We start from the raw sequence: 15,822 nt of genomic DNA, 5'->3' as shown, positions 1-15,822 counted from the left end.
AGCTTAGAACGAGTTTTGGCCGGGTGTAAAGCCACAGTCCATAAACAACTGTTGCCATGGTTGTACAAACGCTTTACTGGTTTGGTTCAGCTTTTCTCCCTGCCGGCTCAGCTCGCGTAAGTAGTCTTGCAGCGCCGGCTGCGGCACCGCTTCGGCCAGCGTCAGTAACACCGGTTGTAGTTGCTGGTACTGAGTGGTTAATTGCGCCAGCTTTGACTGCGTTGCGTCAATAAAAAATCGCATAAACACCCGTTGCAGAACCTTAGCCCGCTCAGGCACTCCTTTGCCGTCGCAGCCCGCAGCTGCGGTCAACGGGGGCAACTGTTGCTGTAACTGAGTCAGCAGCAACCGCATCTCGATGGTACTGCGCAGCAATCGTGGTAGGTAATCCGCTTGTGCGAGCTGTTGTCGCCAGCGGGCTAAGCTAGTTTCGGCAGGCGCTGGCTGCTGTGGAGCCTGAGCAAGCCATTCGACCAGTTGCAGGAGGGCGTTTAACTGGTGGTTAAAAACGTCGTCATCAAGGGTTGCTAGGCTTTTGGCTCCGATGCTCAGGACGTGGCGCAGTGCTTTGTCGGTGGCGATCGCGTGTGCCTTATCGAAGCTCAGTTGCGCGTGTTTGTCGGCTATGGCGCGTTGTAACTCTGCTTTGATGGTTTCAGACTGCGGGTGCTGCGCGCACGTTCTTAATGCGCTCAATAGCTGCACGTCATCGTGATAGCGCATCAGCCCGTCCTCCAGTCGACCCAGTGAGCTGTTACGTTGAGCGATCAGTTGTCCGGCCTCGCAATGACCCAGTCGCAGGCTGGTTAAAAAATTCATCGCCGCTGGCTCGCCAACGGGTTTCAATGAACGTATCGTCGGCATGGGGGCCGGGCGCGGCTGGTAGCTCAGTTGTGCCGCTTCCGAGGAGAGCGTGTTGGCAATTCGTTGATTGAGCGTATGTACCGAGTCGACCACTGTCTGAGGACGCGAACAGGCACCAACGACCAGTCCGGCAACGATCAATAAACCGGCCTGAAATGCCCGCAAACGCTGGTAACTTTTGCCAATCCTCAGTACACTGCCACGCATTGCTTAATCCTTACTATGCTTAGGTGTTTTATGTTTACTGGTATTGTTCAGACACAAGCACAAGTTGCCCATATTAAAGACAATGACGACTTTCGTCACTTAACGCTGCGGGTCGAACCGCAGTTTCTGCGCGATTTAGAGATAGGTGCCAGTATTGCTATAAACGGCTGCTGTTTAACGGTGGTTCACTATACCGAAGATACGGTTGAGTTTGACGTTATCGACGAGACGTTGCGACTGACCAATTTGGGTGACCTTGGCAAAGGTAGCCTGGTTAATCTGGAGCGCTCGTTGAAAGTGGGTGATGAAATTGGCGGTCACCATGTATCGGGACACATCCATTGTCAGGGAACATTGCTGGAAGTGGAACAAAGCGATACCAACTGGGCAGGCTGGGTTGAAGTGCCCGAGCCGTTTACCCCTTACCTGTTTGCCAAAGGTTTTATTGCCGTGAACGGCGCCAGTCTGACGATCGGCACCGTCGAAGACAACCGTTTTAGTCTGCACTTAATACCCGAAACCCTGCGGCTCACCAATTTATCGCAGGCACAGCCAGGAACCCAGCTTAATATCGAGTTTGATCAGCAAACCATTACCATTGTTGAAACGGTAGAGCGTATCCTAAAACAGCGCGGCGAGTCGGCGAACTAATAAAACTGCTCGTCGTTGCCGTCAATGCGTACGCGGGTTTTTTGATTCATTTCGTCAACCTGCAATTGCACGTGAATTAAATCGCCGCAGGCAGCGCATTCGTCCTGATAATCCTGATTGCCCGCTGAGGTATCAATATCCAGTTGTGTTGTCTGCCCGCAATGCGGGCAACGAACCACAACGCTGTTAAGATCTTCTTCGTGCATGAGAGTTCCTCTGGAAAGATGTTTCCGCAAAGCCTAGCGGTGCCGTTCTCGCACAGGAGTTCGGTGGGGGCTGACGCAGGCTATCGAAGGCCAGGGATGGCCTGAGATAAGCGTTCATGGATGAACTTGTAGCGTGTCTGCGTCAGCCCCACCGAGCTCCAGGCGAACGACACCGTTACGCCTTGCACGCTTACTCAAACTATAGAAAAAGAATGCCGATTCCGCCCAATGAAATGCAGGCGCCGATGACGGAACGTGGTGTAATCTTTTGTTTTTTCAATAAAGAAATTGGAATAAGAAAAAGCGGTGCGGTCGAGAGCAGCGTTTGGGTGAGGCCGGGGTTAATGTTCGCAATGGAAACCTGTTGCAACCAGATCGCCAGGAAGGTACCAAAGACGATGGCGCCGAGTAATGGCAGAGGGTTAATCGATTTAAACTGGCGAATAATCGCGGCGTAAGCGTTGCGTTTTGACAAGCCGACGATGACCGCAAGTAACACCGACCCCGCGGCTAACCGGACAAAGGCGGCGTCGATGGCATGGATCGACTCGGTTTGCAAAACCGAAAATGCCATGACCAGTCCAGTGGCCTGACACAGCGCCGCGCCGCTGCCGAATAAAATGCCCGACAGCGAGAGCGCCGGTTGGTTGTCCGGTGCCTTTTCGGTGACCACAAACAAGACGCCGCTTAAGGTCACCACGGCGCCGGTGATCTCGATGATGGATAATCGGTCACTTAAAAAGACCCAAGCCATAAATGCCGCTAACGGCGGTGCCAGGTATTCCAGCAGCATGGCATGCCAGGGGCCGAGCCGCCTCAGCGTAGCGAAGTGGCAACTGTCACCAATGGTGATACCAATGACTCCACTCAGGGCCAGGATCACCACACCGGCGCTTAGCTGCAATGAAGTGCCGAGTAATAAACTCACTAAAAATAATAACGGGGTGGCAATAACGCCTTTCACCAGATTCATCTGCAACGGTGAAAAGTGACTGCCGGCGCGATGGTATAAAAGCGTGGCAACCGCCCAAAAACTGGCGGCTAACAAGGCGGCGAACTGACCGATCATCTCTGACATCAAAACAGGCTCTGTGGTTGCTCAAATGTAAGCGGTCGATTATAGTAGCGATGCGCGTTCGATGGTACCGAACGCAACACGTTTCGTAGGGTTCGGCTGCGATGTTCAGCTGAGCCAAAATAGAGCACGTGGCACTTGGTAGGTGTCACCACTGGTTGGAAAGGATATTTCATGCCTGTAATTACTCTCCCTGACGGAAGTCAACGCGAATTTGATAAACCGGTCTCAATCATGGATATCGCTATGGATATCGGGCCAGGTCTGGCGAAAGCGACCGTTGCGGGTCGTATCGACGGCGAGTTGGTCGATGCCTGTGATGTGATTGAGCACGATGCGAAGGTCGAGATTGTAACGCCCAAAGATGACGATGGGGTACACATCATCCGTCACTCGTGTGCGCATTTGCTTGGCCATGCGGTTAAGCAGTTGTGGCCTGACGCGAAAATGGCGATTGGTCCGGTGATTGATAACGGCTTTTATTATGACATCGATGTTGACCACACCTTCACCCAGGAAGATTTAGAAAAACTTGAAAAACGGATGAAGGAACTGGCAAAGACCGAGTATGAGGTCATTAAGAAAAAAGTCAGTTGGAAAGAAGCGCGTGAAACCTTTGTCGACCGCCATGAGCCGTATAAAGTTGAAATTTTAGACGAAGATATCCCGACCGACGCTAAGCCGGGTTTGTATCATCACCAGGAATACATCGATATGTGCCGTGGGCCGCACGTACCGAACATGAAGTTCTGCCAGCATTTTAAAGTGATGAAAATGGCGGGTGCGTACTGGCGTGGTGATTCAGATAACAAGATGCTGCAACGCATCTACGGCACCGCATGGGCGGATAAAAAACAACTAAAAGCTTATTTGAAGCGCCTGGAAGAGGCAGAAAAACGCGATCACCGTAAAATTGGTAAGAACCAGGATTTGTTCCACTGGCAGGAAGAAGCTCCGGGTATGGTGTTCTGGCATCACAACGGCTGGACCATTTTCCGCGAGCTAGAAACCTTTATTCGAGAAAAACTGCGCGAATACGACTACCAGGAAGTTAAAGGTCCGATGATGATGGACCGCGTGCTGTGGGAAAAATCCGGGCACTGGGAGAAGTTTTCCGAACTGATGTTCACTACTGCTTCGGAGAATCGTGAATATGCGGTTAAACCGATGAACTGTCCGGGCCACGTGCAGATCTTCAACCAAGGGCTTAAGTCATACCGTGACTTACCGTTGCGTATGGCCGAGTTTGGTTCCTGTCACCGTAATGAGCCGTCCGGTGCGTTACACGGCCTGATGCGGGTGCGGGGCTTTACGCAGGACGACGCTCACGTTTTTTGTACCGAAGAACAAGTGCAGTCAGAAGTCGCCGCTTGCATTAAGATGGTCTACGAAACGTACGAAACCTTCGGTTTTGATAAGATCGATGTGAAGTTGTCAACGCGTCCGGAAAAACGTCTTGGCGATGACGCGACCTGGGATCGCAGTGAAAAAGCACTGGCGGATGCACTCAAAGCGCACGACATCGAGTTTGATTATTTACCGGGTGAGGGGGCTTTCTACGGTCCTAAGATTGAATTTACCCTGTTTGACTGTCTTGGCCGTGCCTGGCAGTGCGGTACTATTCAGTTAGACTTTGCGTTACCGGGACGTCTGGGTGCGACCTATGTCGGTGAAGACAATGACCGTCATACGCCGGTGATGATCCACCGTGCGATTCTGGGCTCGCTGGAGCGCTTTATGGGTATTCTGATCGAAGAATACGCCGGTCACTTCCCGGTTTGGTTAGCGCCAACGCAGGTTGTTTTGATGAATATCACCGATAATCAGAGCGATTATGTCAAAAAGGTGGTAAAATCTTTGAATGAAAAGGGAATTCGAGCAACAGCCGACTTGAGAAATGAGAAGATTGGCTTTAAAATCCGAGAGCATACTCTTAAACGAGTCCCTTATTTGCTTGTTGTCGGCGATAAAGAAGTCGAAGCAGGCGAGGTTGCGGTTCGTACCCGTGGCGGTGAAGACTTAGGTAAGTTCCCGCTGGAAGATTTCGTTGCACGCATCGAAGACGAAGTACGGACTCGCAAGATTTAATAATTGGATGGAGGAATAAACCATTAAAGGCGGAAAAAGAACTCAGAAAGCTGCAGATAAAAACCGTATCAACGAACAGATTACCAACGTTGATGAAGTTCGCTTAATCGGAACCGATGGTGAACAAATTGGTGTCGTCAGTATAAACGAGGCTCTTGACGCAGCAGCGGAAGCTGGTGTCGATTTGGTGGAGATGAGCCCTAATGCGGAGCCACCGGTCTGCCGCTTGATGGATTACGGTAAGTTCCTCTTCGAGAAGAGTAAAGAACAGAAAGAACAGAAGAAAAAGCAGAAACAGATTCAGGTTAAGGAAGTTAAGTTCCGACCTGGCACTGATGAGGGCGACTACCAGGTAAAACTGCGCAACCTGCGTCGTTTCCTCGAGGGAGGTGACAAAACTAAAGTCACTATTCGTTTCCGTGGCCGGGAAATGGCACACCAGGAGTTGGGCATCGAATTGCTGAATCGCGTTAAAAACGATTTAGAAGATGTTTCAACTGTTGAGTCGTTCCCTAGAAGGGCTGAAGGTCGTCAGATGATTATGGTTCTGGCGCCATCTAAGAAGTGATCGTGGTACACAAGTAGGCAGCGTAGCTGTCTCACCCTTTCACACTTTTAATCAACAATGCGGAGTTTAATTTCATGCCAAAAATGAAATCAAACAAAGGCGCTTCAAAGCGCTTTAAAAAGACTGCTTCAGGCGGTTACAAGTGCAAGCAATCTCACTTGCGTCACATTCTGACTAAGAAAACTCCTAAGCGTAAGCGTCAGCTGCGTGCTAAGAGCATGGTCCACGAAGCGGACATTAAATTAGTCGATCGTATGTTACCGTACGCATAAGGGGAGATTAGCAAATGGCACGAGTAAAACGTGGTGTAATCGCGAGAGCGCGTCACAAGAAAGTCCTGAAGCAGGCGAAAGGTTATTATGGTGCCCGTAGTCGCGTTTATCGCGTTGCGGTACAGGCAGTCACTAAAGCGGGTCAATACGCATACCGTGACCGTCGCAACAAGAAACGTCAATTCCGTCAACTGTGGATTGTTCGTATCAACGCTGCGGCACGTCAAAACGGTCTGTCATACAGCCGCTTTATCAACGGCCTGAAAAAAGCATCAGTAGAAATCGATCGCAAGATCCTTGCTGATATCGCAGTTCACGATCAAAACGGCTTTGCTGCTTTGGTTGAGAAAGCGAAAGGCGCACTGTAAATAACGGCCGTTTCGGTTTGTTAAAACAGATTTCAAAGGGAGCCAATTGGCTCCCTTTTTTGATCCATTTTCTGCTAGAATAGCGGCTTTAAAAATTACGCTATAACAGCCTATTGTCAGTGTTGAGGGAAACAATGCAATTACAGGAAATCGTCGCACAAGCCGAAGCGGCCATCGCCAATGCGGATAATCCGCAAGCGTTGGACGATGTTCGGGTTCAATACATGGGTAAAAAGGGTCAGTTGACCGAATTGCTGAAAGGCTTAGGTAAGCTGGATCCGTCTGAGCGCCGCGAAGCGGGGCAGCAGATCAACGAAGCAAAGCAGCAGGTACAGACCAGCATCAATGCCCGCAAAGAGTTGCTGAAAGCTGAAGAGCTGAAAGCGAAACTTGAAGCCGAGCGACTTGATGTTACCCTGCCGGGTCGTAATGCCGCGGTGGGTGGTGTACATCCGGTGACCCAGACCATTCGTCGTATTGAACAGTTTTTTGGTGACCTCGGTTTTAGCGTTAAAGAAGGTCCCGAAGTCGAGGACGGCTTTCATAACTTTGATGCGCTGAATATTCCGGCTAATCACCCGGCACGTGCGGATCACGACACCTTTTATTTTACTCCCTCAACGATGCTGCGTACGCAAACATCGGGTGTACAGATCCGTACCATGGAAGTTGAACAACCGCCGTTGCGGATTATTTCCCCGGGACGCGTCTATCGTAACGACTACGATCAGACCCATACGCCGATGTTCCACCAGGTCGAAGGCCTGATGGTTGACACCGGTGTGTCTTTTACCCAGTTAAAAGGCATTTTAGAAGATTTCCTGACGCACTTTTTTGAAGAGTCATTGCAAGTGCGCTTCCGCCCGTCGTATTTCCCGTTCACAGAGCCATCGGCAGAAGTCGATGTTATGGGTAAAGACGGCAAATGGTTGGAAGTGTTGGGTTGTGGCATGGTCCACCCGAACGTGTTGAAAGCCGTAGGTATTGACCCGGAGAAGTACACCGGTTTTGCCTTTGGGATGGGCGTTGAGCGCCTGACCATGTTGCGCTACGGCGTAACCGACTTACGCGCGTTTTTCGAAAACGACCTGCGTTTCTTAAAACAATTCAACTAATTCAACCAAAAGGGCAGTGGCACTATGAAATTTAGCGAACAGTGGTTACGTGAGTGGGTTAACCCGGCCATCGACAGCAATGAGCTTAGCGAACAGCTGAGCATGGCTGGCCTTGAGGTTGACGGTGTTGAGCCGGTTGCAGCCGACTTCCATACGGTGGTGGTCGGCGAGGTGGTCGAGTGCGGTCCGCATCCGGACGCCGATAAGTTGCAGGTGACAAAAGTCGATACTAACGACGGCGAGTTGCTGGATATTGTTTGTGGCGCACCCAATTGCCGGCAGGGCTTAAAAGTTGTGGTAGCCAAAGTTGGCGCGGTGTTGCCGGGTGATTTCAAGATTAAAAAAGCGAAACTGCGTGGCCAGCCGTCGCACGGTATGTTGTGCTCATTCAAAGAGCTGGGCTTGATTGATGATCACGAAGGCATCATTGAGTTACCGGCGGATGCACCGGTCGGTAAGGACTACCGCGAATACCTTGGCCTTGACGACAACAGCATTGATATTGATTTGACCCCGAACCGTGGTGATTGTTTAAGCATTCGCGGTATCGCCCGTGAGGTGGGTGTGCTCAATCGTATGGATGTTAAGCAACCGCAAATCAGCGCCGTTGAAGCCTCCATCAGCGATCAAAAAGCGATTACCTTGGCCGCTCCTGAGCAGTGTCCTCGCTACTTGGGTCGGGTGATTAAAGGCATTGACGTCAGCCGCCCAACGCCGATCTGGATGAGCGAAAAATTACGCCGCAGTGGTATTCGCAGCATCGATCCGGTCGTTGACGTAACGAATTATGTGTTGTTAGAGCTCGGTCATCCGATGCACGCGTTCGACCTGGACACCCTGCAGGGTGACATTACTGTTCGTCTTGCGGCAAAGCAGGAAAAGCTGACGTTACTGGACGGTGAGGAAGTCACGCTGGATGACGATGTCCTGGTGATTGCTGATGAGCAAAAAGCACTGGCTATGGCCGGCGTTTATGGCGGTAAAGACAGTGGCGTGACATTAGACAGCAAAAACATTTTCTTAGAAAGCGCGTTTTTTGCACCGGATGCGATTTTGGGTAAAGCCCGTCGCTATGGTCTGCACACCGACGCGTCACACCGTTATGAGCGCGGTGTTGACCCACAGTTACAACGCACGGCGATGGAGCGCGCAACGGAATTACTGTTGGCGATTTGCGGTGGTGAAGCGGGTCCCATTACCGAAGCGGTATCCGAGCAGCATTTACCCGCGCGCGCCAGTGTAACCTTACGCAGCTCGCGTTTGGCCAAGGTCCTGGGCGTACAGATTGCCGATAATGAGGTAACCGAAATCCTCCAGCGTCTGGGGCTTGAAGTCAGCTTTGCGAACGGCGCATGGCAGGTTCAGGTGCCGTCGTATCGTTTTGACATTGCCATTGAAGAAGATCTTATCGAAGAAGTGGCACGGGTATACGGTTATAACGCGATCCAAGCCGCAGCCCCGGCTGCACAGTTGCGCATGACCGACCGCAAAGAAGCACAAATCAGTCGTCACACGCTGGTAAATGCGCTGGTGGAGCGCGGGTATCAGGAAGCCATTACCTACAGCTTTGTTGATCCGAAGCATCAAGCCATGTTGTTTAACGAGGCCGCCGCGTTGACCTTACCGCACCCGATTTCGATCGAAATGTCATCGATGCGCGTGAGCCTATGGCCCGGTCTTGCCGGAGCCGTTGCGCACAACCAAAAGCGTCAGCAGGCGGTGCTGGCTTTCGTTGAAACGGGTTTGCGCTTTATTCCGGATGAAAAAGCTGAGAACGGCGTTCGTCAGGAGCCGGTGTTGGGCGGTATCCGTGCGGGTAAAGCACACGTTGAGCATTGGTCAGAAGGCGATCGTGCGATTGATTTTTATGACGTTAAAGGTGATGTCGAGGCGTTGTTGGAGAAAACCGGCGAAGCGCATTTGTTCCGCTTTGTTGCTGACCAGCACGATGCCTTACATCCGGGGCAGTCGGCGGCGATTTACAAAGGTGAACGCAAAGTCGGCTTCATTGGCGCCTTACATCCTCAGCACGAAAAAGCATTGGGGTTAAACCAACGGGCGTTTGTGTTTGAGATTGAGCTTGATGCGATTGCTGTTCGTCGCATTCCTGTGGCTCAGCCAATATCCCGTTACCCCAGCATTCGCCGTGACTTAGCGCTGGTTCTGGACGAGTCAATTGCCGCTGGTGAAGTGTTGGCTGAACTGGAAAATGTTGGCGTAAAACAGTTAGTTGGCCTAAACTTGTTTGATGTTTACCAAGGCGAAAATTTGCCTGCCGGCAAACGCAGCCTGGCGTTAAGTATCACCTTACAGGATACCGATAAGACGCTGGAAGAAGCCGAAGTCAACGAGTTGATGGACCGCTTCGTAAGTAAGCTAAAAGACGAGTTTAATGCAACCTTGAGGGATTAAACCATGGCGCTGACTAAAGCAGAATTAGCGGAAATGCTCTTTGAGAAGCACGGCATCAACAAGCAGGATGCAAAAACTTTGGTAGAAGATTTTTTCGAGGAGATCCGAGCTGTTTTAGAAACTGGCGAGCAGGTGAAATTATCAGGCTTTGGTAATTTTGAGTTGCGAACTAAAAATCAGCGCCCCGGCCGCAATCCTAAAACCGGTGAGGATATTCCTATCAAAGCTCGCCGGGTGGTTACCTTTAAACCCGGCCAGAAATTTAAAAGCCGAGTTGAAAACGCAAAACCCGAGGATTAACCTCGGGTTTTTTTATCATGATTGAGCGTTGAGTGACTCTATACTCGGAAAAACAAGCTACTAAACGGGTTCAGTAACCGGCTGATACCGGAAGTAAAATAGAGTGGTGCATCCAGCGTCGCCAACGTTAAACAATCGTTTTCAGACGTCTGCGGCGTGTGGGTACGATCGGCGTCCAATAAGATAAAGTCGCCATCGTAATAGACATCGTTTTCATCATTAAACACGCCATCAATGACTAACGTTGCTTCCTGTCCCTTGTGCGTATGCTCAGGAACCTGAGTGCCCGGCTCCATGTAAATCAGACTGGTGTGACCACGCTCACCAACATTAACCGGGGCGCGCCAAAGCTTGCCGACCAAATTGGTCCATTCACCAATGCGACTGTGATTACAGGCCAGCGTACGCGGCAGCACAAAGCGGCGACCCTCGAGGCATATCAGCTCTTCGGGCTGAATGGACGGCTTGGCTTCGGAGGAGAAAATTTCCTCCAGCATTTTATCGCAGGTGGCTTTGCTCATGCCGCTGAAAGCTGCTGTCGGCGTCGTTAAGGTTTCAACAACCGTGTCCAGGTGCTTTTGGCACAAGTCCGATTCGATGTCACACACTGTCTGCTGACAAACAGGGCACATATCAATGTGCGTGCCAACAACCAACGTCATTGACGCACTGAGATCGCCTGCCGCGTATTGATACAGGATGGCTTCGCTAGGATGTGATTTAATCATGCTCAACTATCAACTCTTTTAACTTCTTTAATGCCAGTCGGGTACGAGACTTCACAGTACCTAACGGAATACCGAGGGAATCCGATACTTCTTGCTGTGATTTGCCTTCAATGTAAATTTTTTCAACCACCTCACGCTGAGCGTCCGGCAGTTGACCGTAGTAATGAGCGATTTCTTGCATTAGTACGTCATTATCTAAGGCATAACCGTCATCAAGATTATCATTTTGTTCCGCCAGGATCGGCCAGAGCTCGTCGGCGCTGATGTCATCCTTGCGTTTTTTGTTTTTGCGCAATAAGTCAAAGCGAATATTACGCGCAATCGTAAAGATCCAGGTTGACGGTGAACCACGATCGGGCTTAAACAAGTGCGCCTTGTGCCAAACGTTGGTCATGGTCTCCTGAACCAAATCCATTGCAGTTTGCTCATTACCAAATTGCCGTGTGCCATAAGCTTGCAATTTAGGAGCAAAATGACTGAACAACTCGCTGAACGCAGCTCTACTGCGCGACTCTGCTATCTTAGCGAGAAGCTCAGCTGCCTTATCGGCAGTGTCTTGCTGGGTTGTATTCATAACTCCCCGTTGCGAAGTTCTCTCTGACGTCACTTGCATAATTAGACCTGCTTTATTGCTCGTTGTCTTACTATGAACGTGATCCTGTAGTCAGTGGATCACAGTTGCCAGAAAAAAGTGTTAACTACGACACTAATTGTAGCAGATATTCAGAAACCTCAAGAGGATTATCTTGCTTGATCAACTGCTGTTTTGCGTGCACATCCAACGGCAGAATTTCCAGCCAGCGTTGGCATAACCAGCTTAACTCGTCAAAACGTTCATCCTCATACAAGTTGCCAAGCTCTGGATAAACCTGAAAAATTTCCTGTAAGCGCTCTCGTAAAATGATTTTATCCGACGACAGCGATTTATCCGGCCACGGGGGCAGACGTTCGATGCGCCCCATGTTGAGTCCGTCGCGTTCACAGTGATGAGCGTGAATTTGAACACGGTCTTTACCTTCCACAGTGATACCCAAAAAACCATCATCGAGCATTTCGAAATCAATAATGCTAACCGCAGTGCCGAAAGGCAGTATGTAGTTGTTTGAATCTTTACTTTCGTTGGGATCAAACATACAAATGACAAAGTCGGTCTGCGCAGACATACAATGCTTGACCAGCCGTGTGTAGCGTGGCTCGAAAATGCGCAAACGTAAACGACCTTCGGGCAGCACATGAGCTGTCAAAGGAAATAGCGGAAGTTCTTCGTACTGCGTCATATCACCTAACTGCCGTTGTTATTGATTGAGTTGTTGATGATTACGCAGAGCGGCAAAAGATGGATCTGAAAAATTTGTTTGACAGCAAACTTTTACGCGTTGTTGTACGTTATAAGTAACAACTAAAACGGAGTGGTAACGAATCAATGGAATCGAAACAATTGAAAGTTGGGATCAGCGCCTGTTTACTCGGTGATGAAGTGCGTTTTGACGGGGGTCATAAACGCTCGACATTTTGTGATAACGAGTTATCCAGACACGTCGAATTCGTTCGCTTTTGCCCGGAAGTTGGTATTGGCCTGCCGATTCCACGGCCGACCATTCGGCTGGAACAACACGGCGAACAAATACGTGCGGTGATCCCAAAGACAGGTGGTGACGTCACCCGCGAGTTAAGCGACTTTGCCGACAAAATACAGATAAAAGCAGAGCAACTGAGCGGTTATGTGTTGTGTGCCAAGTCACCCAGCTGCGGCATGGAAAGGGTAAAGTTGTATGATGCCAAGACCGGCCATGCGCGCAAGGAGGCGATGGGGATTTTTGCACGTCGTTTGCAGGAGCTCAACCCAGCGTTGCCGCTGGAAGAGGATGGTCGCTTGAACGACCCGCATCTGCGCGAAAACTTTATTCTACGAGTATGGGTGTATGGCCATTGGCAGCAACTGCCACGGCCGCTGACAAAAGCGGCGGTACTGGAATTTCATACACGCTGCAAATTGTTGTTGTTGGCTCACAACCAGCCCATCTATCGAACGCTGGGTAAACGGCTCGCAGACGTCAATACCATCGATGATGCGTTTGCTAAAAGCTACATCATCGAATTGATGGATGCGTTATCAGAGCCCGCGTCGCGTCGCAATAACACCAACGTGTTGCAGCACATTCAAGGGTACTTTAAAGGGCAGTTGAGTGCCGATCAGAAACAAGAATTCAGTGACATGATCATGCAATACCATGATGGCATTCTGCCACTGATGGCACCGCTAACACTGGTTCGCCACTATTTGCGACAGTTCCCGAACAGTTATCTGGCTAAGCAGTGGTACATCCAACCGTACCCCGAAGATTTAAAACTGCGTTATGGCTTATAGAGCATGATACAAGGACATCAATAATGACGGCGTTGGTTTGGTTTCGGCACGATTTACGAATTCAGGATAACCCGGCATTGGCAAGCGCCTGTGCTGAACACGATGAAGTCCATGCGGTGTATTTGTTGCCGCAGCAGACCTTTGCGGACGCGCACTTCTGGTCACCGCGTAAGGCCGACCTATTGTGGCGTCACCTGAGCGAATTTCAGGCGGATTTACACGCTAAAGGTATATTACTAAAGGTTAAGGTGCATGACACCTTTGCTGAATCTGGCGCAATTATTTCAGGGGTTGCAAAAGAGGTAAGTGCTGATTGCGTTTATTTTAACGTAGAATATCCGGTACACGAAAGTAAACGCGACGGGGCGGTACGGTCTGCCCTTAGGCAGCACGATATCGACAGCCGAGTGTACCACGGCTTGTTGTTGGTCGCGCCGGATCAGGTGAAGACTCAACAGGGTGATTACTATAAAGTTTTCACGCCGTTCAACAAAGCCTGGCGGCAGCAGTTGGCTCAGCAAACGTCGTGGCAGCCAACGGCGGTTGAGGTGAGAAAACCGGTGACTCAAGATCCGCAGCCGTTACCGGAATGTCCTCTTCCACGGATCGATACCAGTGCTGACTGGCCAGTCGGTGAGCAGGCAGTATTGAGTAAATTTGGCCAGTTCGTTGGACACAGCCTAAAGGATTATCAGCGACTTCGTGACCTGCCTGCGGTGGCCGGTACATCGAAGTTATCCGCCTATCTTGAGCTCGGGGTGGTTGCGCCTAAAACGTTGGCGCGCAATTTACAGTCATTGTCACCGTCGTTCCCCCATGGCCTGGAACAGGGGCCGGATACCTGGTTGACTGAACTGGCCTGGCGTGAGTTTTATCAGCACCTGATGTATCACGAACCGCGCCTCAGCCGCGGTGAGAATTACCAACAACAAACTCAGGGCTTGCCGTGGCGAGACGATGAAGAAGGGTTTCAGCGTTGGTGCGAAGGACGTACCGGTTATCCGATTGTTGATGCCGGTATGCGCGAGCTGAATGAAACCGGTTGGATGCATAACCGGCTGCGTATGATTACCGCCAACTTTCTGGTTAAGGATTTGTTGATCGACTGGCGTAAGGGTGAGCGCTATTTCATGGAAAACCTGATCGATGGCAGTTTTCCGGCCAACAACGGGGGTTGGCAATGGAGCGCATCGGTCGGCACTGACGCGGTGCCGTACTTCCGCGTTTTCAACCCGATTCGGCAGAGTGAAAAGTTTGATCCCGAAGGCAGCTATATTCGTAAATGGGTTAATGAGTTGAAGGATGTTCCGACAAAACACATTCACTGGCCGCACGCGTGGTTGAAGCAGCGGGGTGACGACAATTATGCCAAACCCATGGTTGATCACAGCGTCGCACGCGAGCGGTTTTTAACAACATTCAAGCAGGTGAAAAATGGATAACCAAGAATTGGTCGATGCGCTTAAATCGTTCTATGACGAGTTTAAAGCCGACAATCTTGATCAACTGGAAGAAATGTATCACGAGGACGTGAGTTTTACTGATCCAATTCATCAGGTCGTCGGCTTAAAAGATTTACAAGCTTATTTCAAACATACCATGGAAAATGTTGAATACTGCCACTTCGCCTTTGACCACGAGCTGGTCGGCGACGATAAAGCCTTTTTAATGTGGCAGATGCGTTTTTCTCATCCTAAGCTGGGTAATGGTATGGAGATTGTGCTGCCGGGGGTTACCTACCTCAGTTTTGAGGATGGCAAGATCCGCGAACAGCAGGATCATTATGACCTGGGGGCCATGCTCTATGAACATGTTCCTTTGGTCGGTTATGTAATCGATAAAATCAAACAACGTTTGGTGGCAGACTCATGAACGTTCTTATTACCGGCGCGACGTCGGGTATTGGTCATCAATTGGCCCTGGATTACGCCAAAGATGGTCACACGGTGGTCGCCTGTGGGCGCAAACAGGACGCCCTGGACACCTTAGCCAGTGCCTATCCGGATCAGATTAAAACGCTGCGGTTTGATATTACGGATAAGAGTGAAACTCTGTCTGCACTGGCTACACAGGAGCCGATTGATATCGCGATTTTAAGCGCTGGTGTGTGCGAATATCTGGACGTAAAACATTTTGACGCCGACATGTTCGAACGCGTATTCCGGGTGAATGTGTTCGGCACGATGAACACGGTCGAGGCGTTGTTGCCAAACCTGAATCGCGGTAGCAAACTGGTGATTGTCGGTAGTCTTGCGCGCTTATTACCCTTTACCAAAGCGCAGGCCTATGGCGGCTCCAAAGCTGCCATCCACTACATCACCCGTTCGTTAGAAGTTGATCTGAAAGAAACTTATGGCATCGATGTATTGGCGGTATCGCCTGGGTTTGTTAAAACACCCATGACCGATGCGAACGATTTTGAAATGCCGATGCGGGTGTCGGTGGAGTTTGCTTCGCAGGCCATTCGCAAGGGTATCGCGAAAGGTCGGCGGGATATTGGTTTTCCAAAATTATTCAGTGGTATGTTACGCGTGATGTCGTTACTGCCGCAGGGAATGCAGGTTGCTTTATCGCGACGTATGGCAAGGAACTCATAAAGA

The 15,822-nt window shown here is 50.4% G+C and carries 18 protein-coding genes; 12 read left to right on the top strand and 6 right to left on the bottom strand.

Features of this window, described 5'->3' with window-relative positions; all coding sequences use genetic code 11:
• Positions 1–3: 3 nt before the first annotated feature.
• Entirely contained in the window at positions 4–1,071 is a 1,068-nt protein-coding gene (locus C5610_RS06760) for a DUF3080 family protein (RefSeq protein ID WP_105306507.1), read from the bottom strand.
• 30 nt (positions 1,072–1,101) lie between these two features.
• Here C5610_RS06760 and C5610_RS06755 point away from each other — a divergent pair, with 30 nt between their 5' ends.
• The gene (locus C5610_RS06755; protein WP_105306506.1) at positions 1,102–1,722 is read left to right on the top strand and encodes a riboflavin synthase subunit alpha; all 621 of its coding nucleotides are present in this window, start codon (positions 1,102–1,104) and stop codon (positions 1,720–1,722) included.
• Here the strand turns inward: C5610_RS06755 and C5610_RS06750 are convergent.
• Positions 1,719–1,928, bottom strand: a complete 210-nt coding sequence (locus tag C5610_RS06750; protein ID WP_105306505.1) for a CPXCG motif-containing cysteine-rich protein — start codon at positions 1,926–1,928, stop codon at positions 1,719–1,721. The two genes, C5610_RS06755 and C5610_RS06750, sit on opposite strands and share 4 nt — an antisense overlap.
• A 199-nt stretch (positions 1,929–2,127) precedes the next feature.
• Positions 2,128–3,006: a DMT family transporter gene (locus C5610_RS06745; protein WP_105306504.1), complete on the bottom strand. Its 879-nt coding sequence runs from the start codon at positions 3,004–3,006 to the stop codon at positions 2,128–2,130.
• Between the two features lie 171 nt (positions 3,007–3,177).
• Between C5610_RS06745 and thrS the strand changes: the two genes are divergently transcribed.
• From thrS to C5610_RS06710, 7 genes are all read left to right on the top strand, one after another.
• A complete protein-coding gene (gene thrS, locus C5610_RS06740; protein ID WP_105306503.1) occupies positions 3,178–5,091 on the top strand; it encodes a threonine--tRNA ligase in 1,914 nt (637 codons plus the stop codon).
• A gap of 22 nt (positions 5,092–5,113) precedes the next feature.
• Positions 5,114–5,659: a translation initiation factor IF-3 gene (gene infC / locus C5610_RS06735; RefSeq protein ID WP_105306502.1), complete on the top strand. Its 546-nt coding sequence runs from the start codon at positions 5,114–5,116 to the stop codon at positions 5,657–5,659.
• 74 nt (positions 5,660–5,733) lie between these two features.
• Complete coding sequence (rpmI, locus tag C5610_RS06730) at positions 5,734–5,931, top strand: 50S ribosomal protein L35 (RefSeq protein WP_053953836.1); 198 nt, start codon at positions 5,734–5,736, stop codon at positions 5,929–5,931.
• Positions 5,932–5,945: 14 nt separating this feature from the next.
• Entirely contained in the window at positions 5,946–6,299 is a 354-nt protein-coding gene (rplT, locus tag C5610_RS06725; RefSeq protein ID WP_053953835.1) for a 50S ribosomal protein L20, read from the top strand.
• Positions 6,300–6,433: 134 nt separating this feature from the next.
• A complete protein-coding gene (gene pheS, locus C5610_RS06720) occupies positions 6,434–7,414 on the top strand; it encodes a phenylalanine--tRNA ligase subunit alpha (RefSeq protein WP_105306501.1) in 981 nt (326 codons plus the stop codon).
• Positions 7,415–7,438: 24 nt separating this feature from the next.
• Entirely contained in the window at positions 7,439–9,826 is a 2,388-nt protein-coding gene (gene pheT / locus C5610_RS06715; RefSeq protein WP_105306500.1) for a phenylalanine--tRNA ligase subunit beta, read from the top strand.
• Between the two features lie 3 nt (positions 9,827–9,829).
• Positions 9,830–10,126 (top strand): integration host factor subunit alpha, encoded by a 297-nt coding sequence (locus tag C5610_RS06710; RefSeq protein WP_105306499.1) that lies wholly within the window; start codon positions 9,830–9,832, stop codon positions 10,124–10,126.
• Between the two features lie 38 nt (positions 10,127–10,164).
• On the opposite strand, the gene C5610_RS06705 is transcribed toward C5610_RS06710, so the two are convergent.
• The 3 genes from C5610_RS06705 to C5610_RS06695 all read right to left on the bottom strand — a co-directional run bounded on the left by C5610_RS06705 (position 10,165) and on the right by C5610_RS06695 (position 12,131).
• A complete protein-coding gene (locus tag C5610_RS06705) occupies positions 10,165–10,854 on the bottom strand; it encodes a ChrR family anti-sigma-E factor (protein WP_105306498.1) in 690 nt (229 codons plus the stop codon).
• On the bottom strand, positions 10,847–11,428 hold the full coding sequence (locus tag C5610_RS06700) for a sigma-70 family RNA polymerase sigma factor (protein ID WP_241970594.1): 582 nt from the start codon (positions 11,426–11,428) through the stop codon (positions 10,847–10,849). Before C5610_RS06700 ends, C5610_RS06705 begins: the two co-directional genes overlap by 8 nt.
• Positions 11,429–11,552: 124 nt before the next feature.
• Entirely contained in the window at positions 11,553–12,131 is a 579-nt protein-coding gene (locus tag C5610_RS06695) for an LON peptidase substrate-binding domain-containing protein (RefSeq protein WP_105306496.1), read from the bottom strand.
• Positions 12,132–12,277: 146 nt separating this feature from the next.
• Here C5610_RS06695 and C5610_RS06690 point away from each other — a divergent pair, with 146 nt between their 5' ends.
• Genes C5610_RS06690 through C5610_RS06675 form a run of 4 tightly spaced genes read left to right on the top strand, consistent with a single transcriptional unit; the run spans position 12,278 to position 15,819 of the window.
• The gene (locus tag C5610_RS06690) at positions 12,278–13,222 is read left to right on the top strand and encodes a YbgA family protein (protein WP_105306495.1); all 945 of its coding nucleotides are present in this window, start codon (positions 12,278–12,280) and stop codon (positions 13,220–13,222) included.
• Positions 13,223–13,245: 23 nt separating this feature from the next.
• Positions 13,246–14,664 carry a deoxyribodipyrimidine photo-lyase gene (gene phrB, locus C5610_RS06685; RefSeq protein WP_105306494.1) on the top strand — a complete coding sequence of 473 codons (1,419 nt, stop codon included), beginning with the start codon at positions 13,246–13,248 and terminating at the stop codon, positions 14,662–14,664.
• Positions 14,657–15,094 (top strand): nuclear transport factor 2 family protein, encoded by a 438-nt coding sequence (locus C5610_RS06680; protein ID WP_105306493.1) that lies wholly within the window; start codon positions 14,657–14,659, stop codon positions 15,092–15,094. Before phrB ends, C5610_RS06680 begins: the two co-directional genes overlap by 8 nt.
• Entirely contained in the window at positions 15,091–15,819 is a 729-nt protein-coding gene (locus tag C5610_RS06675) for an SDR family NAD(P)-dependent oxidoreductase (protein WP_105306492.1), read from the top strand. Before C5610_RS06680 ends, C5610_RS06675 begins: the two co-directional genes overlap by 4 nt.
• Positions 15,820–15,822 lie beyond the last annotated feature (3 nt).

The sequence above is a fragment of the Idiomarina sp. OT37-5b genome (genome assembly GCF_002968395.1).
GTDB classification, from domain to species: Bacteria; Pseudomonadota; Gammaproteobacteria; order Enterobacterales; family Alteromonadaceae; genus Idiomarina; species Idiomarina aquatica.
Note: the sequence above shows the minus strand (reverse complement) of the source record. Positions and strands in the feature narration are given on the sequence as shown.